Source organism: Agrilactobacillus fermenti (genome assembly GCF_021030645.1).
GTDB lineage: Bacteria > Bacillota > Bacilli > Lactobacillales > Lactobacillaceae > Agrilactobacillus > Agrilactobacillus fermenti.
Genome location: NZ_JACGCJ010000008.1, coordinates 52,636 through 73,492, shown reverse-complemented (window position 1 = coordinate 73,492; position 20,857 = coordinate 52,636). Strand labels below are relative to the sequence as shown.

The window sequence follows — 20,857 nt, the reverse complement described above, 5'->3', positions numbered from 1 at the left end:
CTTGTGACTAAAGCTAAGCGCGGGTATTCAAAGCTTATTTGCAAGAAAGTCTATTATTCGTTAAGCTTTAGGTAAACGCTATCAAAACTATTAATCGTTTAGAAAGAAGTATCAAACTCATGACAAATCATTTTTTACAAACCGTTAAAGGTCAGCTTATCGTTTCCTGCCAAGCATTGCCCGGCGAACCATTACATAGTTCTTTTATCATGGCACGCATGGCTTTAGCTGCTAAACAAGCAGGTGCAGTAGCCATTCGTGCCAATTCCGTCGTGGATATTCAGGCTATTCAAGACGAAACTCATTTGCCGATCATTGGGCTTAACAAAGTAGACTATCCTGATTCAAAGGTTTATATCACACCCACGATCAAGGAAATGCGTGCGGTTGCGGCCACCGGCGCTGAAGTCGTCGCCTGCCAAGTTACCGGTGAAACCCGGCCGAACAAAGAGTCATTGGCCGATAGCATTAAGCAGATACGCGCGGAGTTCCCAGAAACCCTCTTAATGGCTGACACCGCCACCCTTGCAGATGTCACAACAGCCACTAATTTAGGCTTTGATTTAATTGGTACCACCATGCATGGCTATACCGAAGCCACCCAAAATATGAATCTTACGGATAACGACTTTGCTTATTTAAAGGCCGTCTTAAAGGCAACTAAGGTCCCAGTAATCGCAGAAGGTAAAATCGACACGCCTGAAAAAATACTTGCTTGTTTAAAATTGGGGTGTTATGCCGTTGTCGTTGGTGGTGCCATAACCCGGCCTTTACAAATCACGCAAAAATTTATTGCTGCTTTAAATAATTAACGCAATACATTTAAACCAAAAAACAGCCAATGTAACACGATAATTGCGTTATATTGGCTGTATTTTTGTTATCTTTAAATTAATCAAGGAGGTCTTAGTGATGTCATTTGGAGAAATACTGCGATCTCGACGAAAAGCACTACAACTCACACAACAAGCCCTAGCTGACCAATTGCATGTTACGCGACAAACACTTTCTCGTTGGGAAAATAATCTTAGTTATCCAAACCTAGATACCCTAGTCACACTTAGTAACCTATTAAATATAACTTTGGACCAATTACTGAAAGGTGATGAAAATTCAATGGTCACTAGTTTAAGCCATGATATTCGTTATAAGAAGCGTTATCAACACATATTGATCGTGTTAGTCAGTTTTCTCACACTTATTTTACTCTGGTTTATCTTATTAGGTTTCGGTCGTTATACCCAGAATATTTGGATCGATCGAACAAACCCTTTTCTAACGATCCAATATGGCTATGCCCCACTGCCAAATACCAGCGGAAACCAATATTCCCATAAAATAGATACTTTTGTTTCTGATGATCCTTTTGGCCATGGTAGTTGGCTGCAATTTACCGTTGGTAATCGCGAACCAAAACAAAACTGGGCCTTAGTTGCGCACAAAGGATCCTATGTTTACAACGTTCGCTTAGTGACCCACAAGCAAATTCCCTTACAAATGCGCGAACAAGCTGGTAAATACTTCTCTTATAATGCTAAAGCAGAACCCCGAGTTGCTAAAGAAATGTCTTGGTGGCCGTTTAATTAAAATGAAACCAAACCTTATTCATTCAAACTATCAAAATACCGCTTAACTCCAAAAGCGAATAGGCCGAAAATACCTGTCAGCCAGAGTAAGCCCCACATAATTTTTTTCAATACTTTCATCGTTAACCCCTCACTTTATCTAAACATTGTCTTGGTGGCACGAGCCATCACTTCAATGTCTTTTTCATAATGATGGACCGGTGTCAAATGCGTTAATGGAATGCCTAACAAGGTGTAAACAGCAATTTGCGCAGCGCGAATCGAATATTGCTCCGTAAAGACCATATCAAATGGCATTTCACAGAATTGACTGACAAAAGCTAAATTTTTAGAATGCTTTGGAACAACGGCTGGACGATCACCAACTGCCCGCCGGTTGAACAAGGCTGATGCGTAAGGCATATAAACAGGAATCACATTCACAACACTGGCCATGAGCGCTTCAGTATGCAGCGCAATATTGTCTTTGGCCGTGTCGACTTGAGCTAAATGGCCCAGCAATTCTTCTAACATTTCGCGGCCCGTCATTTCAATTGCTGGCTTTTGAACATAGTCACCATTTTGCCGTGGATTTAAGAAATAACCCCAAAAGACAGTTTCGTTAGGTTTTTGCGCTTTGAAATGAGGCTGATGGTGCACCACAATCGACAATAATGCCTTAGAATCGATCCAGGTATTCAAGGCATTTCCCGGCTCCTGTTGCGTGATCCGAGTAATTTGATTCAGTAGATCATGGTTGTTTGTCGTCACCGTAAAGCTGACCCACTCACTTTGCGAGCGATCATTGAAGAACTTATCTGGGTGACCTAAACTATAAAATTGCTTAGCCGCCTGCCGCCACAACTGAGCACTGGGCGCATAACGTAGATCCTCTTTGATAGGTGTATCTAAGTCGCCAATAGACGAACTATCTGTGATCGACCCATTGGTGTCAAACACAAGGTCATCCGGCTGAACCTTGATCGTACCTGTCTGTTTGGTTTCATCAACAACTTCATACTTTAACCCGGTCACAATGATATCGTCTTGTAAGGGTGTGTCTGCAAATTCGAAAGCTGTTACTTTTCGATTATTGATAAACGTAACGCCTCGTTCGGCTAAGTAATGCCGCATCGGTAAAATAATGCTTTCATATTGATTGTAAGGACTTCTAGTCACACCCTCTAGCGTATTGATCCGACTGAATTCTAAAATCATCCGATTCATATACCGGCGTAATTCCATAGCCGAGCTAGCTTTCTTGAAAGCAAAGGTCGTCTGCCACATATACCAAAAATTAGTCGTGAAAATATGGGGACTATTCTTAAACCAAGTCTCAATGCTGATATCGTTGAGCTGTTCTTCGTCTTTTTCCGGCAGCAGCATCAACTTGGTCAAAAGTGCGCGGTCTTTATTATTAAATTGCATATGCCGGTAATTATTATGATTAGGTTGGTTGCGGATCCCCTGCTTATCTATTAGCCGCGCCACATCATGGGTCGGATGGGCGTGGTCAAAGTTTAAAATATCATCGGTCACGCTTTGACCTGGATGATCCAATGACGGCACTGAAGCCAAAATATCCCAAAGATTTTCGTAAGTCTCTTCATTAAGCATCCGCCCACCTTTAGCTAAAAAGCCTTTGGTATTGGTCATATCGTGATACCAATATTCATCTTCATAAGCCTTTGCGGTGGCCCCATCATTGGCCCCATGCTGCTCTAACCCAAGCATGGTAATCTGTGAGCCTTGAAAACCGCCATCGCGAATCAAATAAATACCAGCCGCTAAGTTGCCAATACCTGTCCCGATCATGTAAGCGTGTCTCATTTTTTTGACTTCCTTTCAGATTCGATCACTTTGGCCGCTGCCGAGTAGGGATAACTTGCTTTGACGGCAGCCAATAAGCTTTCTAACCGTAAAATCGTCTCATCCAAAGTTAAATAATAGAATTGCTGGGTGCCAGAACGGGTGCTCGAAATCATCCCTACATCTTTGAGCGCCTTCAAATTGTGAGAAGTTGCGGGTTGTGATAGTTCTAGCTTTTCAGCTAATTCATTGACCGTTAAGCCTTCTTCTAAATGTGAGCCTAAAAGAATAATTATTTTTTGTCTGGTTTCGTTGGACAAAGCATCTAAGTAAACAACATCGCGTTCAAATTCTTTAAGTGCCTGTTCTTGCATACGTGAATACTCTTGTTGCTGATCATTATGATTCAATTTGACCACCCCCAGTTAGTTTATATATTCTTATATTCGAATATAAGAATATTAATTTACAAAATCATTGTAACGCACTGTTATTTATTTGCAAGCGTTTTATTTAAAACAACTTATTCGCGAAGCTTAACGTTGCATCATAATTTGTACGATTGAAAAAATGACGAGAACAACTAATCTGACATAAATTAGAAACCCTATTGGATTGCGTAGGTTAATTGTCACGCCAATGCCATACCGCTTTTTCACAATTAATCTTTTTGAAGTCGCCTTTGGCTGCTGTTGTGAATTGGATTTGAAAGGTATGACTGTCATGAGGCCTAATCCAACTAGTAGGACTATCGCTATGATTAAATACCAATTTTTATGGGGTTTTGCCTTCATACGCGTCTGTTGGTTTACCGTCTTTTGCTGTAAATGCCTAAGTTGCTTCACCGTTTCTTTTTTCATAGTAACAACACTCTCTGTCTAATAAATAACAAATTCATTATTGCTTCACACAATCGTAAATAAAAATTCATTGACTAATATTACCAAGATAATTAGATTGTAGATGTAGATTCACTGACTATTAGCCGATTCTATCATAATTTTAAGCTTAATCAATTGGATGGTATCGAGTCAAAACTTATAGATTGGCGAGGAATGATCATGAAAAAGAGAACATTAGCACTAAGTTTATTATTTTTAGCAATTATCTTAGTGACTTTATTTTTAGCACACTTGCAACTATTCACTTATCCCACTGCAAAAATCAAAGCGCTTGCTAACTTAAATATCGTCTATCTTTCTGCCATCATCAGTAGTCTAGTCGTCACAATTATCTCGGCTTTAACTCCTTTAATTGTCTTTAACATTGTGCAGAGCATTGGTAAATCGGGTGAAGATCCAGCTAAAAACCAACATCGGTTAGATGTCATGATTGCTTTTCTGATTAATAACCTATTTGTAGTTGGCGCAACTGTGATCGTTACGATGATCACTAAGAATCATATCGACTCTAGCCTTACCTTAGCGATTTATTATGGCGGCGTGTTAATCCAGCTTTACCTCAGCTATCTAGCTTTCAAACAACGGACAAAACAATATCTCTGGTTTGGCGTCATTGTTTTACTCCTTGCTTCAATCATGCCTAGTATGCAGCTGATACAGGGCTTGTGATTTCAAATTATAGACACTACCGTTTGTCTAGCTTTTGAACGCCAACCAAAACAAACGGTAATTTTGAGCAAAAAAATAGCAGTCGTCATTAAACCGATACTTCTTAATTGAAGTTGCTAGGTTTATATCACGACTGCTATTGGTTTAGTTTTTTAATTCACGCTCACCGAAAAATTTCAGAAATTGGTAAGAGATAAGTGGATGCATAGCTTAACATTAAAAATACGCCATAAGTCAACGTAAATAACAATCCACTTTTCACATTTCGAATCACTTTAAAATGGGCAAAAAACTTATGTAGAAACGATGTGGGGTGCAGAATATCCCAGCTGTTAAAGCGGATATAACGGCCGAGGTAGACTCCGAAGCTGACCATTAAAATAAGCAAGATCGTAACCAGCCAAAATAAAACTAAGTGGGCAGTTACAAAAGCATTAGAATCCACGACAATAAAGTAAGTATATTGTAGAATCACAATGTTTAAGGAATTATCCAAGACGCCAGATAAGGCAAAACTCAAAACTGAGATAATATCATACCAAATGGGTACCTCTTTGGTATCTTGTTCCCGATGGTTCAAGTTCAATTCCGTCACAAGATAAGCCGAGTTGGGTAGTAATAATAACCAAGCCAATAACCCCATAGTTAAAATTACCAGGGCGACACTGTGCAGCCAGAGCAATTGGGTCAGCGCAGTTATGTAGGTCAAACCCGTATAAATGCCTAGTACAAGCAGTAACCAACCTAAAGGCAGTAAGGCCAAATAGAAATTCTTGATCATGGGGCGATATAGCTTAACCTTGAAAAGCTTGGGCCGCAAAAGAATCAAGCCGATTGCATATAAATTAAAGAGCACCGAAACGCCAATCAATATTAAAATACTCATAACTAACTCCTAATTATGATTTTTAGAATTACGTGCTTGTAGTACTTGGGCTTTGATCGTTGCCACAATCGTCTCTGGTGTCACCTCAGCCGTCAATAGCGTCAAGTCACTGACTTCCTGATAAAAAGCTTCACGGCTAGCCACCAATTCAGCGAATCCCGCGGCATCTAATTTAGCGGCAATAGGTCGATTGGTATCATTTGCGACGCGCTGATTCAAGACTGGGGCGGGGGCTTTTAAATAAATAATTGGTGCCAAGGTATCCTGTAATAGTTGGCGGTTGATGGCCTGCGTGACTACGCCGCCGCCTGTGGCCACCACCACATCATCATTTAATGCGGCTTTAAGTGCTTGAGTTTCTAGTCGACGAAAGCCTACTTCTCCCACCGCAGCAAAAATTTCCGGAATTGTTTGTTGATTATCTGCCACAATTTTTTCATCTAAATCAATTAAAGGTAAATTGGTTTCTTGGGCTAATAACCGACCAATTGTTGTCTTACCGGCCCCCATGAAGCCTACTAATACTAATCTTGCCATGTGGCGACCTCCTTTTTTATATCAAGTAGCTGCTGCGCGCGCTGTAAATCTCTGGCATTTGCAAAGGTCAATTGCAAAACGCCATTAACCTCATCGCGCGTCTCTAAAATCTGTATATTCACCAAATTGATATTGGCTTGAGCTAATTTTGTCGTAATCTGCGCGATCGAACCGGCTTTATCAGGAATATCCACATGAAGATCGTAAAATCCCGGTAACGCGCCTGTTTGCTTATCAGCTTCAATCTTTTCCCGGGTTATTTTAGCCTGCCGAAAAAAATCAAAGATGGCTGCACGATCTTGTGTCGTGATCAATTGCTCCAACTGATGCAGGCCTTTTTCATAATCATACAATAAATTCAAAATTTTGGGGCCATTCGTGTCTAAAATATCGACCCACATTTCCGGGTCACTAGAAGCAATGCGCGTCATGTCTCGAAAACCACCAGCCGCCAAGCGTAACATACCGCGATCGTTTCGCAGATCCTGGCTCGCTAAATTTACGAGACTCGCTGCTAAGATATGGGGGACATGACTTAATAACGCCACGAGTTGATCGTGTTTTTCTGGTGAAACTTGCAAAAACTTGGCATTGGTGACTTGCAGTAGCGCCTGCAACGTTTGTACGGCAGTAATTGATGCCTCTTTGGCTGGTACCAGTAGGTAAAATGCACTGCGAAAAAGATCACAATTTGCTGCCTGGACGCCCGACTTATGCGACCCCGCCATCGGATGGCCGCCAATAAAGGTGATCCCCTTAGCTTGCAATCCTTGGGCCGACGCTAAAACAGTCTGTTTGGTACTACCAGTGTCAGTCACGATCACTCCTGGTTTCAGCGGCAAAGTCGCTAATTGCTGTAAGGTCTGATTGATAACCTGTACTGGCGTGGCTAAAATGATTACATCTGCTCGCGGCGCTTCTATCGCCAGGCTTTCACCAACCACATCGATCACAGCTGATTGCTTGGCTAACACCAAATCATCTTTATTTTGATCTAGCCCGACCACTGTATGATCGGTAAACTTCACCAAAGCTTGGGCCAGCGACCCCCCGATCAGTCCTAAGCCATTAATTAAAATACGCATGTCCTGTGCCTCCTCAATTGCCGATCCATCACCAGTTATACTAAAAAAACCCGATTGCAATTAAGCAACCGGGACGCCAAAGCGCGGTACCACCCATATTCAACGAAAAAACTCGTCACACTCGATTTGATGATCTATCATGATTAATTAACTATAATTCATCCACTTTTCCTGCTTGGTTTGCACCGACCACCAATTCGCTGAACACTGAGAAAAGCAACCACTTAAATTAGAATAAGATGAGAATAACACAACCAGGAAATACTGTCAACAGACCACTGCCTAGATACATACGCTTGCATCACCACCACTATTAATGAACCCTTAGCTCTATGAAACTCACATTCATGAGTGGCCTTCATTAAAATTATATAATAATCAAAAAACCGACGGCACAATGGCAGTCGGCAAGTATCATACAATAATTAATTCACCTAGAATATAACCCCTAAATCAGTGATGGTGACACATAGGCTGTATTGATCCACTGGCGATCACTGCCTAGTTTCACATAAACTTGACCATTAATAGATTTCACATCAAAGGTCAAATAGCCGACATCCGTGTTGGTTATTTGGCCCGTTTTTTGGCCAGTTTGATCTACTAAAACGTTATTAGGCGCTACCCGGACGATTTTTGTCGCCATGTATGGGAAGGCTTCCAGCGAGGCCCACTGATTATGGCCTAGATCAATTGAATAAATGCCATCAGATTGGTTCACAAAATCAACTTGCGTAATCGCCCAATTCGAAATTTTCGTGTCTAATTTACCGATTGGCTGCGTCAGTTGCGGATCACGATAGAGTTGAATTGCTTTACCACCCGAAAAAGCAGAGCGATAAATGTAAGAACCCGGCGCAACACTATGATAAGCTGCCGTCGAATGTACATCTACCCATTGATTGTTACCCAAATCAAGTGCTAGTGCTTGACCCGCTTCATTTACAGCTACTTGAAAAGTCTGCCACTCGGTAATCTTTGGATCTAACCGACGTCCTGTATTTTGCGTCAATGCCGCATCAGAAAAAATTGGTTTTGCATTGCCATTTGAATGATAAATCGTCTGTCTAGGCTCAATTGTTACTGCCGCCTGAGCCTGGGTGACACCAACCAGACCGCTCCCAATCAGCAAAGCAATGCCTAATAGTAATTTTGGCCACTTCATTTTCTTGTCCTCCTGTAAGTCCTTAAAATGCTATCAAATTAAATGAAACCTGTCTGTCTAACACCTTTGATACCCGCATTTTAGCACCAAATTTAGCCCAAAACGAGTTTTAAGCCTTGACCTCAAATCAAGACAAAAATAAGCTACCAGAACGGTATTTTACCCATTGGTTATTGGTACCTAATTTGACATACGTCTCGCCATTAATTGTCAGCGCACCAAATATTTTATAGTTCATGGTCGCGGTGATTGCGCCAATGGTATGGCCTAATCGATCATACAAAGGCTCTCCAGCTTTAAAATAATAACTATCATTTATTAAAGTCACATCTTTAAATAAAACCCACTGATTTTGCCCTAGCTCGATTGCCCGTGTCGAATAGGTTCCTGAACCATAAGCAACACGCAAAATACGCCACTCACTTATACTCGGATTTAATTCACCAATTTTATTCAGACCTAAAGCATCACTATAAATTGGTACTGGCTTAGCCGCTGAGAACACTTCTAAAAAACGTGTCGGCTGACCTAATGACAAATTTACCCCATCAGCAGTCTTGACCCATTGATTATCTCCTAAATCTTGAGCCACAATATGGTCTTGAATTCTTGCTTCACGGATCACTTTCCATTCTGATATGCCAGTATTTAAGTGCTGCTTAGTTGCTACGTTTGTTTCTGGATCTGAATAAATTGGTGTTGGCTGATTACCTGAACTGAAAATGATGTTCGTCGCCGGTTGAATCGTCAAATTATTTTCAACTGCTGCGTTGACCGGCTGCGTGCCAATGATCAAAGCCCCCAAAGCAACAAATAACCCCATAAATCGTTTGCTTAACTTCATGCTTTATTGTATCTCCTGTCCGTCAAAAATTAATAAGGTGTGCCTGAATTATAGTAAGCCCATTGATTGTTATCGCCGATTCTGACAGCTATTTGATTATTTAGTAACTTAGCTTCAAGAACTTTATAGGTATAATGCTGATCATTCTTTAAAATCGTAGTTGGGCTGCCATTTTGATCATATAATGGTGTCCCCGTCATAAAATAAAAAGCATTATAGATAGGTTCAGTGGTGCTGGTCAGTTTCCCGACCCATTGGTTGTCCCCTAAATCAAAAGAGAAACCATAATAGTCGCTTTGATCTACATTAGAGACGCCCGTGATACGCCAATGGCTGATTTTGGGATCTAAAGTACCAATTGCCTTGGTTAAATAGGGATCACTATAAACCATTAGCGCACGACCGCCGGAGAAATATTCTTTATACATGCCATTTTCAGCTGAGTAGTTACGAATGACTTCAAGCCGTTCAGGAGTATACTGCACGACTTTGACCCATTGACTGCCCCCTAGATCCACAGCAACTTTCTTGCCATTTGCATCAAGCGCCATCTTGAAAGTTTTCCAAGCATTGATTTTAGGATCCAGATTTTTGTGAAGCGGTTGTGTCAATTCAGGATCACCATATAGTGCTACCGTGTTTCTGTCTGAATAATAGACACCATCATCGCTTTCAATTGTTAGGGCCGCATGAACGGTTTGGCCGCCTGTCACAACTACCCCAAAAGCGATGAGCGCCCCAATGATCAATTTATTGAGTTTCATTTTTCTCCTCCTAATACATTCGCATTATATCCTTAAAAAAGTCCAGTCGTTTGTCTACCGCTGCTAAGATTCTGCGCTGTTCAGAAGTAAGAGTATAGCATCTTCTATCCCCCACCTACCACCAGATAGCAACTCCTTTAGAAATACTTACAAAGATATAAAAATTTAAATTTAGCATAATAAAAAACACGATTCTCTCGTGTTTTTTATGAACTATTTAATTAAAGTCATTCATAGACATATAAGCCTAGTTAACCAATCCCAACAAATCTTCATAGAACTTAGGATAAGAGACGGCCACCGCATCAGCGTTTTCCAATGTAAATTGGTCTTTACTCAACAAAGCCGCCACCATCAACATCATAGCAATGCGGTGATCGCCATGGCTATCCAATTGTGCGTTCACCGCATGTAAAGGTGTCGGCCCAGTGATGACCATCCCATCCGGTTTTTCTTCAATATGCGCGCCCATCTTCCGTAATTCTGCCGTTACAGTGGCGATACGATCGGTCTCTTTAACCCGCAGTTCTGCCGCTCCAGAAATCGTTGTGACTCCTTCTGCTTGCGTGGCACAGAGCGCGACTAACGGTAACTCGTCGATAATACTTGGGATCATATCAGCGGTAATGTGCATTGCTTGTAATGACGCTGACTTAATTTTCAAAGTTCCCGTAGGCTCAAACCCACTATCCGCCTGTATGACTTGAATATCGCCTTGCATCTGTCCTAAGACTTCTAAGAAGCCAATGCGCGTCTGATTCAGGCCGACATTGGGCAAAATGACTTCACTATTAGGCAATAGTGTCGCTGCCGCAATGAAGAAAGCGGCTGATGAAGGATCGCCGGGAATTGTAAACGTTTGACCTGTCAAATTAGTCTGGGGTTTGATCTTTAACGCTAACCCTTTTTGTTGTATGTCGCCCCCAAATAAGCGCAACATGCGTTCTGTATGGTCTCGGGTAGCTAATTTCTCTGTTAAGGTCGAGGGCCCATCTGCCTGTAAAGCCGCAAAAATCAAGGCACTTTTCACTTGAGCGCTGGCTACGGGCAATTGATAGTCAATGGCCTGCAAGTGGGTATTGCTAGCTACTTCAATGGGTAGATGACCAGCAGTTGCGGTCATTTGTGCCCCCATTTGTGTTAAAGGCGCCAAAACTCGACCCATCGGGCGCTGACTCAAAGAGGCGTCGCCAATAAAGCGCATGGGAAAAGGCTGTTTGGCTAACAAACCTAATAATAAGCGCGTGGAGGTCCCAGAATTCCCCATATCTAAAGACTGCTTAGCTGGCTTGAAACCATGAAAGCCCACACCCTCAATTGTGACGCTTGTCTCATCTCGACTGATCGTGACCCCGAGTTTTTCAAAAGCCCCTATCGTTGCCAGACAATCGGCGGAAAACAAAAAGTGCCGTGCAACCGTCCGACCTTTGGCTAGTGCACCAAACATGACGGCTCGGTGCGAGATACTTTTATCTCCAGGTACTTGACACGTCCCGTTCAGTTGAACAGGCCCTTTGGTTAATTTCATAGCCATATACCGATCTCCTTAATAATTTTTGAGTTCATTTTTATAAGCCTCGAATTGCGCTTTTAGGCGGGCCATAGCGTTGGCGTCAAACATTTCTAAAATGGCCTGAGCCAAAGTGATGGCAGTCATAGCTTCAGCCACGACTGCCGCTGCCGGAACTGCCGTCGTATCCGAACGTTCCACATTGGCTTGATAAGCTTTTTTAGAATGAATATCCACACTGCGTAAGGGTTTATAGAGTGTGGGGATCGGTTTCATCACTGCTGTCAGTTCAATAGGCATCCCATTGGTCATGCCACCTTCAAAGCCGCCAAGATGGTCCGATTGGCGATAAAAACCTTGCTGCGCATCATAAAAGATCTCATCCATATCCTCACTGCCAGGATGATCAGCTAAGTCGAATCCATCACCGAAAGCCACACCTTTAAAAGCGTTGATGCCAACAATTGCCTGGGCTAACTGACCATCTAATTTGCGATCAGCACTAACATAGCTGCCCAACCCAGCCGGTACACCCGTGGCAATGACTTGAATAATGCCGCCAAGAGTATCGCCAGCCTTTTTTGCCTGATCAATAGCTGCTTTCATCGCTGTCTCAACTTGCGTATCAAAAGTTCGAACGACACTGGCTTCTGTCTTAGCACGTAAATCAGCCAAGGTCTTGAATGTCGCTAATTTCGTTTGATCTGCTGCCGCCGGTCCAATTTGACGTACAAAGCCTAACACATCGATACCTAAAACTTGCAATAACTGTTTGGCTACACTACCCACAGCCACACGCATAGCTGTTTCCCGGGCACTAGAACGCTCCAACACATTGCGCAGGTCTTGATGTTGATACTTCATGCCCCCCACTAGATCCGCATGGCCGGGGCGCGGCTTGGTGACTTGGCGGACGGAGTTTTCAGGTGTGGCTGGATCTGTCGGCGACATCACAGACTGCCAATGGGCAAAATCCTTATTAGGCAATTGAATCACTAAGGGTGAGCCCAAGGTTAATTGATGGCGTAGCCCTGCCGTGATTTGGACTTCATCTGTTTCGATCTTTTGCCGGGCACCACGACCATAGCCTTGCTTGCGACGCTTCATGTCTGCATTGATCTGGGCAATATCCAATTTTAAGTTAGCTGGCAGCCCCTCAATGATTGCGGTCAATTGAGGACCATGAGACTCTCCTGCTGTAAAATAACGCATACTTACCTCCGAAAAAGTTTTATATTTATTATAATAACATGAAAAATATATGAGAGTGTGACGAATGCTACCTTGGGTTGGTCAAAATAAAGGCGAACAACGAATATTTATTGCTTAAACGTGCTCCAAAAGGCAATGTCCTCACTTAACTACGAATCACTCAAATGGAAAAGCCCACCATTTATCGTGACTCTTGTTAGTGCTCGGCCACTGAACGCCTTTTGTCTCACTCTCCTTTTGTCTCACGCTCTAAATACGTTTAAAATTATAAATTGGTCTATATTTAAAAATGTCGATATACCAGTTTTCGTTCGCTTTTTCACAGAATGTGTAAACCTTACTTTTCAGAACTTTTATTGCTATAATAGGTTTAACTTTTTAAAAGAGGGTGTTTGTCATTCAGGAATTAGAACGTGAACTTTTACGAGAAAAGTACCCAACTAAAGATGCCATCACAACTGAAATCATTAATTTAAAGGCAATTTTAAATCTGCCAAAAAGCACAGAAGCTTTCATGAGTGATATTCATGGAGAATTTCCAGCTTTTGATCATGTACTGCGGAATGCTTCTGGGAATATTAAATTAAAAATCGAAGAACTATTTAATGGACAGATGACACCTAAAACCCAACAGGTATTTGCCTTCTTAGTTTATTACCCTACAGAACGGCTAGCGATCGTTAAACAACAATTCTCTTGCCCAGAAGATTTGCATCAGTGGTATTTGGATACGTTCGATGATCTTTTAAAACTACTTAAATATTGTGCTACCAAGTACACCCGTTCCAAAGTCCGCAAAGCGTTGGCGCCTGAATTTGTCTACATAACCGAAGAGTTACTTTACGGCGATTTCCATACCGCTGACAAACATGAATATTATGCACAAATTACCGATGATATTATTCAGCTGCATTCGGCTGATAACTTCATTATCAGCTTATGTCACACGATTCAGCGGCTAGTTGTGGACCATTTACATGTTGTTGGTGACATTTATGATCGGGGACCAGCGCCCGATAAGATCATGGATCGTCTGATGCAGCATCATTCAGTGGACCTCCAATGGGGTAATCACGATATTCTCTGGCTAGGCGGAGCCGCAGGATCTTCGCTTTGTGTCGCTAATTTGCTGCGTATCTGTGCCCGCTACGATAATTTATCGATTGTAGAAGATTCCTATGGCATCAACTTGCGCCATCTTTCATTATTAGCAGAAAAATACTATGATGATAATCCCGGTTTTCGACCAAAATTAACTCAACCAAACGAGCAACCTTCTGAAGCAGAATTGAGACAAATTACCAAAATTCACCAAGCCATTGCGATCATTCAATTTAAATTGGAGGGACCAGTCATTGACCGCCGCCCTGAATTTAAAATGCAGCAGCGAAAATTACTCGATAAAATTTCTAAAGACCGTAAAACCATTACGATCGATGGCAAAACTTATCCTCTGATCAACGGCTGTTTCCAAACGGTTGATCCTAATGATCCCTACAAGTTATTACCAGAAGAACAAGAAGTCATCGACCAATTGACCGCTGCTTTCAAGAACTCTGAGAAGTTACATAAACACATGGACTTCTTTATGAAAAAAGGCAGTATGTATCTAACCTATAACAACAATCTTTTAATTCATGGCTGTGTGCCTGTGGACAAGAAAGGTAACTTCGAAGGCTTGACCTTAAATGGCAAGCTATATAAAGGGAAAGCACTCTTTGATCTACTGGAACGTAATCTTCGAGAAAGCTATATTGATCCAGACCAACAAGATGATCTTGCCACTGATCTCTTATGGTACCTCTGGACTGGTCCTGTATCACCATTATTTGGCAAACGCGTGATGGCTACCTTTGAACGCTATTTCATTGCTGACAAAGCCACTCATGTTGAAGAAATGAACAGCTATTACAGTCTCCGGCACGAACCTTGGTTTATTGAAGAAATGTTAGCTGAGTTTGGGGTCGATCCCAAAACTGGACATGTCATTAATGGGCATACCCCAGTTAAAAAGGGCCAATCCCCTATTTTAGCCGGCGGTAAGATGCTGGTGATCGATGGCGGCTTCTCTAAAGCATATCAAAAAACTACCGGTATTGGCGGCTACACGCTACTCTATAATTCCTATGGCTTACAGCTGGTCACTCACCAGCCCTTTACTACTAGAGAAAAAGCCATTGCTGACCTAGCCGACATCGTTTCTACCAAACGCGTCGTCGAACAAGAATTAGCCCGCAAAACCGTTGCAGAAACTGATATCGGCACTGAATTGAAAAAACAAGTTAGACAATTAATGGAACTCTTAGCAGACGAATGAAAGAGCGTGAAAATCATCGGGTAGTTTTTGAGCACCAACCTAGACTTACGTTGTGGGTGCAGTATCCCACGAGTAAGGCGTCGTTGGGTGAAAAAACTGATGATTTGAGCGCGTTTAGAGCGTGAGTAAAGCTGGTTAGCTTTGGAGCACTAACACCAATTGTGCCGATGAAGTGCTAGCTTCAGCAAACAATTAGGGTTAGGTGACAAAGTTAGCTTTACGAACGCGTTTCGAATAAAGTGTGGGACAAAATACCCCCAGAAATTAGATCTAGAAGTCTAATCTCTAGGGGTATTTATTAGCGTTCAACCGCTGAACATCTCATGCCATGCGCCCATTTTTTATTTAACAAAAGTGTGCTTAAATTCGGTCACAAAATCTGGTGTCAAAGCTAGTGCCTCTTGCAGATAATGGTCAAAATCACCATAATTCTGATCGATCACAGTAAAATAATGCTTTAAATAAGCTTGATCAACCAATAAGGCTTGTCCTAAAGCTTCTTTTTGCGCTGGTGTCATATCTTTGCCATAAGTCGCTATGATTTCCTGATTGGCCGCTTGACGAGCCATATTTGTTTTAAGATAGTCCGCAAAAATGACTTGGTCACTGACCCCTGCAATTTTTAAAATCAAGGCAGCCGCCACCCCGGTACGGTCTTTACCGGCAAAGCAATGAAAAACAGTCGGCTTCACATCGGTTACTAATGCCGTCAAGAACTGATGATATCCCCGTTTTGCTGAATCACTGACGACCATCTGTTCATACGTTTCTAACATGCCTTGGCGAACGTGGCCTTCCTGCGTCAACATTTCGCCCAAACTGGCATTGTTAGCCGTCGCATCGGCTAAAATATCGATCACCTGATAATCAGCCGTTTGCCAAACTTGCTCTGGCTGTTGCTGCCGCTCATCGGCACTACGAAAATCCACGACGCGTTTGATGTTCAACGTATCAGCTAAATAAGATGTCTGTTCTGCTGTAAGATCAACCAACTGACCACTACGATACAAAAGACCAGGTTTGATTTCACCACCAGCTATTGTGGGATAATGCCCTAAAGTTCGAAAATTCGTTAAGGTTACTGTCATGACCTTCAACTCCCTAAATTTAAATAAAACCCACCATTTATTGTGATTCTGGTACGTGCGCTAAATATTTTTGGTGCACGTTTGTCACTCTTTCGAGTCGGCTTTCATTTTAACCGTTTGATTCAGCACCTTAGCTTGATCAAAATATTGAGAATTCCAATAGCTGCGAATCCCCCAAGCATAAAAGAGCAGGGCGCCGATAATAATGACCACAAAATCCCACGGATAATGGATCCAGTTCAAGCCATTAAATTCCTTACTACCGATCCAAGAAACGATGGAAATAAAGACTAGGTAAATCAGTAACCAAGCACTCCCTTTGATTTGCTCCCAAGTGTGGGCCCAGCCGGTGCGCCATTCAAAGTATAGATAGAACGGAAACCCTAAGAAAATGACTAAAATGACTTCAATAGTCGTTGGCCATTTTGCCCAGTAAGTTGCTAACGATGCCAACACAAATGCCAATGGTGCCATAAAACTCAAATGTTCCGACTTAATCGGCCGCTTGAATTTTGGCGCCATCTTCCGCAAAGAAACCACTGTCGTGGGTCCGGTCAAATAAGCAATCAAGGTCGACGTGGAAATAACCGCTGCTAACGTCCCCCATGACCGGAACACGGAAACCATCGCCATACTTAAGATAGCATTAACCAACATTGCTACGCGAGGGGTGCCATATTTTTCGTTGACCTTGCCCACAAAATGCGGAATATGGTTATTTTCCTCCATGGCGAATAATGCCCGAGCTGTTGACGCTACAAAAGAGACCCCTGTCCCGAATGGTGAAACGAAGGCATCCATGTAAAGTAGGACTGACAACCAATGAATCCCTAGCAAAATAGCCAGATCCGCAAACGGTGAATTGAAGTTGATGTGATTCCAACCATGCGCCAACATGCTTGGCTTCAAGGCCGTCACAAAAGTACTTTGTAAGAGAATATATAAAATTGCACTGATGGTTAAAGAAATCACGATGCCCCGGCCAATATTTTTCTGGGGATTTTTAATTTCATTACCCATATTGATCACCGTTTGAAAGGCATTAAATGAAAAGATGATCCCTGATACCGAAGTGGCCGCAAAAATTGGTGCTGAGCCAAATGGCATAAAAGCATGGATCGAGCTCCCATAATTACTAGGATGAAAGCTAGCAATCGTTAACATGATAATCGTTAATAGCGGCACACCGATTTTGAAAACTGAAATAAAGCTGGTAAACCGCGTTAATAATGAAACTGACCAGTAATTTAATAATGTAAATACGATGATAAAACCAAAAACGACCAACAAACCAGCATTAGTGATCGTGCCGTTTGCTAAAAAAGCATGAGTAAATTTTGCCCAAGACCAAGGCCAGGAGCTCATGTATTGTACGGCAGCCACAGCTTCGATGGGGATCAAAGTGATCAATGACACCCAATTGGCCCAAGCCGCAATGAAGCCAAGCAGCGACCCATGTGTGTATTGTGCAAAGCGACTCATGCCCCCAGACTCGGGAAACATTGTGCCTAATTCAATGTAATTATAAGCAATTACACCGATGACGGCCGCCCCGATCACCCAAGAAATAATCGCGGCTGGCCCGGCAACAGCTGATGCTTCCCAGGATCCAAAGAGCCACCCTGAGCCAATTAATGAGCCTAAACCTAACATGACCAGTTGAAACAAACCTATCTTATTTTTACTGTTATCCATATAACCTCCACCACTTATCTAAGTTGTTCCTGTTGACATACATCCATTCATAATTATCTTACTATTATTGTTGTCAAAATATAAATAATTCACACCCTAAGTTTAAAATTAAATAGGTTTTATGGTAACAAACTATATAAATAAGTCAAATCAGCTTATTTGTCCGTTTAAATTCGCCTTTAAATATTATTGGTGTTAATATGTAAAAAAATAATAAACAATTTAAACCTTTTTCAAGGATGTAATTTACACTTTCAGTAAGTTAACATTAAAATGGAGGATCTAACTATGCCAATTTATGAAGATGATCCCATTTTACGTCAGATCAAAGCTTTTGCCCAAGGCCTGGGTTATATTTTAACAGCTGGTAAGGGTGGCAATTCAGAAACCGAAATTGTATTTCCCGGGCAACAAGATGATCATTTAACCTATCAAGAAACTTTGCAAAAATCATTAGCGCAACATCAGTATCAAGTCAGTATCGAAAAACTCTTTCGGGTACGTTACGCCATAAGTGAGGAAAACTTTTTAAAATTAGGTCTTTGGTACGCCCAGCAGCTCAACCTATTATCAGCAGCAGAATTAAAGCAAGGTAACTTTAGCAAACAAGATATTCAATCTCTGTTAGATCGATTGCAAGCTATTCAGGAACAATAAAGTTGATCAAAATTTTAAAAAAGCATCCAAAGTTGATCTCTGGATGCTTTTTAATATGTGTCATTTAACCTATTTCAAAGAAACATCTTCTGCGGTCATTTTATATCAAAATAAAGCCAATGTCAGGGATGCATAAGAAAAGGATTAATTTGTTGTGGGTGGAAAGCCTTTAAAAAGATGTTTCATGATGTCTTGATGATTACTGTACAAACCAAACAAGGTGATTGTTTGATGTTCGTGATCGACCTGATAAGCCATTAACTTGTATGTTTCCTTCATTATTTCGTCCATCGCCTTATCAAAGTCCTCAAATGGGCCTTTCTTAGCTTCTTTCACATCTTCCAGAAGCTTAAGTGCAGCAGTGAATCGATCATATGTCTCTATATCTACAACGGCATACTTACTATGACCATTTTTTGTAAGGAAAACTGGATTATTTGGTGTTACTTCGCTCAAGATTTTGTTGTAATTTCTCAATTCTGAAACGGGTTTGGCGAAATACCTACTTCGCCAGTTTTATGGCTGGTGCTGTAGTTTCGACTATGATTCAATGGCTAATCCAAGATTGCCCAGAATCACCAGCAGAAATGGGCAAGATCTTAAATCAGATGTTTGTTTTTTAATCTACCGACGGAGTGAGATAAGGATATTGTTTTTGGTGTACATTTAGGAAAATCGTTCATAACTCAAAAATGTGGCTGGGACAAAACTAACGTTTTGTTTTCAGCCACTATTTGTTCGTGAACAATTAAATTTTAAACGTGTTCTAAAAAGCAACACCCTCACCTAACAATGAATGACTCAAATGGAAAGCCCATCATTTTTCGCAATTTTTGTCAGTATTCAGGTGCTGAACGCCTTTTGTTATACTCTTTTTGACTATTCACTTATTGATGTTAAAGCTTTGGCACCAATATCGTTACGATAAATGAAGGGTGCTTTAATTTTTTCTTTCAAACTTGCATATAAATGTTGCCGGCAGGTTTGAATGTCTTTTTGGGTCGTCGTAAACATCAGCACGCGACCACCATGACTGACTAATTGACCATTCTGTGCTTGTACGCCAGCATAGGTCACGGTGATGTCCGCAGGCAGGTCTGTTAACTTTGGCAGCGGAATAGCCGCCATCGGCTTTTTAGGATATCCTGAAGCTGCTACCACAACGCCTAGCGTATAACCTGCTGCTGTCCATTGAATAACCGGTTGATGTCCTGCTAATAGTTCATGGATCAAAATATAAAAGTCACTTTTTAACTGGGGTAACAGCACTTGAGTCTCAGGATCACCCAAACGCATATTATATTCAATCACTTTGATCCCGGTCGTCGTCAACATTAACCCGGCATAAATCGTTCCAGTGATCGGCTGACCTTCAGCTTTCATGCCGGCAATTGTTGGCCGAATCACTTCATTTAAGGCACGTTCACTTAAATCGTCCGGCATCTGCGGTAAAGGACTATAAGCCCCCATGCCACCTGTATTTGGCCCTTTATCCCCGTCCAATAGCCGTTTATGATCTTGTGACAGCGGTAGCGGCACAAGATTATCATCATGCACAAAACACATAAATGAGAATTCTTGACCAATTAAGTAACTTTCAATAACAACTTGCTGTTGGGCATCCGCTTGATATAAAGCTGTCAATAAATCTCGAGCAGCCATAAATGTGTCCGCAATCGTCACACCTTTACCAGCCGCTAAACCATCTACTTTGATTACCAAAGGAAAAGTTTGCTTGCGGCAATAAGTTAAGGCGGCATCTAAATCCGTAAAGACAGCATAATCTGCTGTTGGAATATGGTATTTACGCATAAATGCTTTGGCAAAGGATTTGGAACTTTCTAATTGAGCTGCCGCTTGTGTAGGTCCAAAGATAGGTAACCGTTGAGCTTGAAAGGCATCCACGATTCCGGCACTTAAAGGTACTTCGGGCCCAACAAATGTGAGATCGATTGCTTGGTGTTGGGCAAACTGGATCAACCCAGGGAAATCCATTTCATCAATGGCAACCGTTTGGATACCATCATGGAGCATACCAGGATTACCAGGGGCACAGTAAACATCCGTCACCTGTTTACTTTTGAGAAACTGCTGACAAATTGCATGTTCACGACCACCGGCACCAATAACTAAGACTTTTGCCATGAGGGCC

At 41.8% G+C, this 20,857-nt stretch carries 21 protein-coding genes; 6 read left to right on the top strand and 15 right to left on the bottom strand.

Going from position 1 to position 20,857, the window contains the following annotated elements; all coding sequences use genetic code 11:
- Positions 1 to 119 precede the first annotated feature (119 nt).
- Positions 120 to 812, top strand: coding sequence for an N-acetylmannosamine-6-phosphate 2-epimerase (locus FHQ08_RS04200; protein ID WP_230913144.1), 693 nt, complete (start codon positions 120 to 122; stop codon positions 810 to 812).
- A gap of 100 nt (positions 813 to 912) precedes the next feature.
- On the top strand, positions 913 to 1,587 hold the full coding sequence (locus FHQ08_RS04195; RefSeq protein ID WP_230913143.1) for a helix-turn-helix domain-containing protein: 675 nt from the start codon (positions 913 to 915) through the stop codon (positions 1,585 to 1,587).
- Between the two features lie 134 nt (positions 1,588 to 1,721).
- Here FHQ08_RS04195 and FHQ08_RS04190 read toward each other — a convergent pair whose 3' ends face one another.
- From FHQ08_RS04190 to FHQ08_RS04180, 3 genes are all read right to left on the bottom strand, one after another.
- Positions 1,722 to 3,395 carry an oleate hydratase gene (locus FHQ08_RS04190; RefSeq protein ID WP_230913142.1) on the bottom strand — a complete coding sequence of 558 codons (1,674 nt, stop codon included), beginning with the start codon at positions 3,393 to 3,395 and terminating at the stop codon, positions 1,722 to 1,724.
- On the bottom strand, positions 3,392 to 3,748 hold the full coding sequence (locus FHQ08_RS04185; protein WP_230913162.1) for an ArsR/SmtB family transcription factor: 357 nt from the start codon (positions 3,746 to 3,748) through the stop codon (positions 3,392 to 3,394). The genes FHQ08_RS04190 and FHQ08_RS04185 overlap by 4 nt, the downstream gene beginning before the upstream one ends.
- Before the next feature lie 162 nt (positions 3,749 to 3,910).
- Positions 3,911 to 4,234, bottom strand: a complete 324-nt coding sequence (locus FHQ08_RS04180; RefSeq protein ID WP_230913141.1) for a DUF5808 domain-containing protein — start codon at positions 4,232 to 4,234, stop codon at positions 3,911 to 3,913.
- 201 nt (positions 4,235 to 4,435) lie between these two features.
- Here FHQ08_RS04180 and FHQ08_RS04175 point away from each other — a divergent pair, with 201 nt between their 5' ends.
- The gene (locus FHQ08_RS04175) at positions 4,436 to 4,945 is read left to right on the top strand and encodes a hypothetical protein (RefSeq protein WP_230913140.1); all 510 of its coding nucleotides are present in this window, start codon (positions 4,436 to 4,438) and stop codon (positions 4,943 to 4,945) included.
- A 163-nt stretch (positions 4,946 to 5,108) separates the two neighbouring features.
- On the opposite strand, the gene FHQ08_RS04170 is transcribed toward FHQ08_RS04175, so the two are convergent.
- The 8 genes from FHQ08_RS04170 to aroC all read right to left on the bottom strand — a co-directional run bounded on the left by FHQ08_RS04170 (position 5,109) and on the right by aroC (position 12,948).
- Positions 5,109 to 5,831, bottom strand: a complete 723-nt coding sequence (locus FHQ08_RS04170; RefSeq protein WP_230913139.1) for a DUF1361 domain-containing protein — start codon at positions 5,829 to 5,831, stop codon at positions 5,109 to 5,111.
- A gap of 9 nt (positions 5,832 to 5,840) precedes the next feature.
- A complete protein-coding gene (locus tag FHQ08_RS04165) occupies positions 5,841 to 6,368 on the bottom strand; it encodes a shikimate kinase (protein WP_230913138.1) in 528 nt (175 codons plus the stop codon).
- Complete coding sequence (locus tag FHQ08_RS04160; RefSeq protein WP_230913137.1) at positions 6,356 to 7,453, bottom strand: prephenate dehydrogenase; 1,098 nt, start codon at positions 7,451 to 7,453, stop codon at positions 6,356 to 6,358. Before FHQ08_RS04160 ends, FHQ08_RS04165 begins: the two co-directional genes overlap by 13 nt.
- Positions 7,454 to 7,901: 448 nt before the next feature.
- Entirely contained in the window at positions 7,902 to 8,618 is a 717-nt protein-coding gene (locus FHQ08_RS04155; RefSeq protein WP_230913136.1) for a hypothetical protein, read from the bottom strand.
- A 127-nt stretch (positions 8,619 to 8,745) separates the two neighbouring features.
- Positions 8,746 to 9,462, bottom strand: coding sequence for a hypothetical protein (locus FHQ08_RS04150; protein WP_230913135.1), 717 nt, complete (start codon positions 9,460 to 9,462; stop codon positions 8,746 to 8,748).
- A 29-nt stretch (positions 9,463 to 9,491) separates the two neighbouring features.
- Complete coding sequence (locus FHQ08_RS04145; RefSeq protein WP_230913134.1) at positions 9,492 to 10,226, bottom strand: hypothetical protein; 735 nt, start codon at positions 10,224 to 10,226, stop codon at positions 9,492 to 9,494.
- A 247-nt stretch (positions 10,227 to 10,473) separates the two neighbouring features.
- Positions 10,474 to 11,760, bottom strand: coding sequence for a 3-phosphoshikimate 1-carboxyvinyltransferase (aroA, locus tag FHQ08_RS04140; RefSeq protein WP_230913133.1), 1,287 nt, complete (start codon positions 11,758 to 11,760; stop codon positions 10,474 to 10,476).
- 12 nt (positions 11,761 to 11,772) lie between these two features.
- Positions 11,773 to 12,948 carry a chorismate synthase gene (aroC, locus tag FHQ08_RS04135; RefSeq protein ID WP_230913132.1) on the bottom strand — a complete coding sequence of 392 codons (1,176 nt, stop codon included), beginning with the start codon at positions 12,946 to 12,948 and terminating at the stop codon, positions 11,773 to 11,775.
- 397 nt (positions 12,949 to 13,345) lie between these two features.
- On the opposite strand from aroC, the gene FHQ08_RS04130 reads away from it, so the two are divergent.
- Positions 13,346 to 15,265: a fructose-1,6-bisphosphatase gene (locus tag FHQ08_RS04130; RefSeq protein ID WP_230913161.1), complete on the top strand. Its 1,920-nt coding sequence runs from the start codon at positions 13,346 to 13,348 to the stop codon at positions 15,263 to 15,265.
- Between the two features lie 341 nt (positions 15,266 to 15,606).
- On the opposite strand, the gene FHQ08_RS04125 is transcribed toward FHQ08_RS04130, so the two are convergent.
- Entirely contained in the window at positions 15,607 to 16,353 is a 747-nt protein-coding gene (locus tag FHQ08_RS04125; RefSeq protein WP_230913131.1) for a tyrosine-protein phosphatase, read from the bottom strand.
- Positions 16,354 to 16,437: 84 nt separating this feature from the next.
- On the bottom strand, positions 16,438 to 18,048 hold the full coding sequence (locus FHQ08_RS04120) for an APC family permease (protein ID WP_269073863.1): 1,611 nt from the start codon (positions 18,046 to 18,048) through the stop codon (positions 16,438 to 16,440).
- A gap of 288 nt (positions 18,049 to 18,336) precedes the next feature.
- On the opposite strand from FHQ08_RS04120, the gene FHQ08_RS04115 reads away from it, so the two are divergent.
- On the top strand, positions 18,337 to 18,705 hold the full coding sequence (locus FHQ08_RS04115; protein ID WP_230913130.1) for a DUF6483 family protein: 369 nt from the start codon (positions 18,337 to 18,339) through the stop codon (positions 18,703 to 18,705).
- A 144-nt stretch (positions 18,706 to 18,849) separates the two neighbouring features.
- Here the strand turns inward: FHQ08_RS04115 and FHQ08_RS13160 are convergent, their stop codons facing one another.
- Positions 18,850 to 19,161 carry a hypothetical protein gene (locus FHQ08_RS13160; protein ID WP_330166065.1) on the bottom strand — a complete coding sequence of 104 codons (312 nt, stop codon included), beginning with the start codon at positions 19,159 to 19,161 and terminating at the stop codon, positions 18,850 to 18,852.
- Here FHQ08_RS13160 and FHQ08_RS13290 point away from each other — a divergent pair.
- The gene (locus tag FHQ08_RS13290) at positions 19,146 to 19,328 is read left to right on the top strand and encodes a TetR-like C-terminal domain-containing protein (protein WP_407929179.1); all 183 of its coding nucleotides are present in this window, start codon (positions 19,146 to 19,148) and stop codon (positions 19,326 to 19,328) included. The genes FHQ08_RS13160 and FHQ08_RS13290 overlap by 16 nt on opposite strands.
- Positions 19,329 to 19,584: 256 nt before the next feature.
- Here the strand turns inward: FHQ08_RS13290 and purD are convergent, their stop codons facing one another.
- Complete coding sequence (gene purD, locus FHQ08_RS04100; protein WP_230913128.1) at positions 19,585 to 20,850, bottom strand: phosphoribosylamine--glycine ligase; 1,266 nt, start codon at positions 20,848 to 20,850, stop codon at positions 19,585 to 19,587.
- Between the last annotated feature and the right edge of the window lie 7 nt (positions 20,851 to 20,857).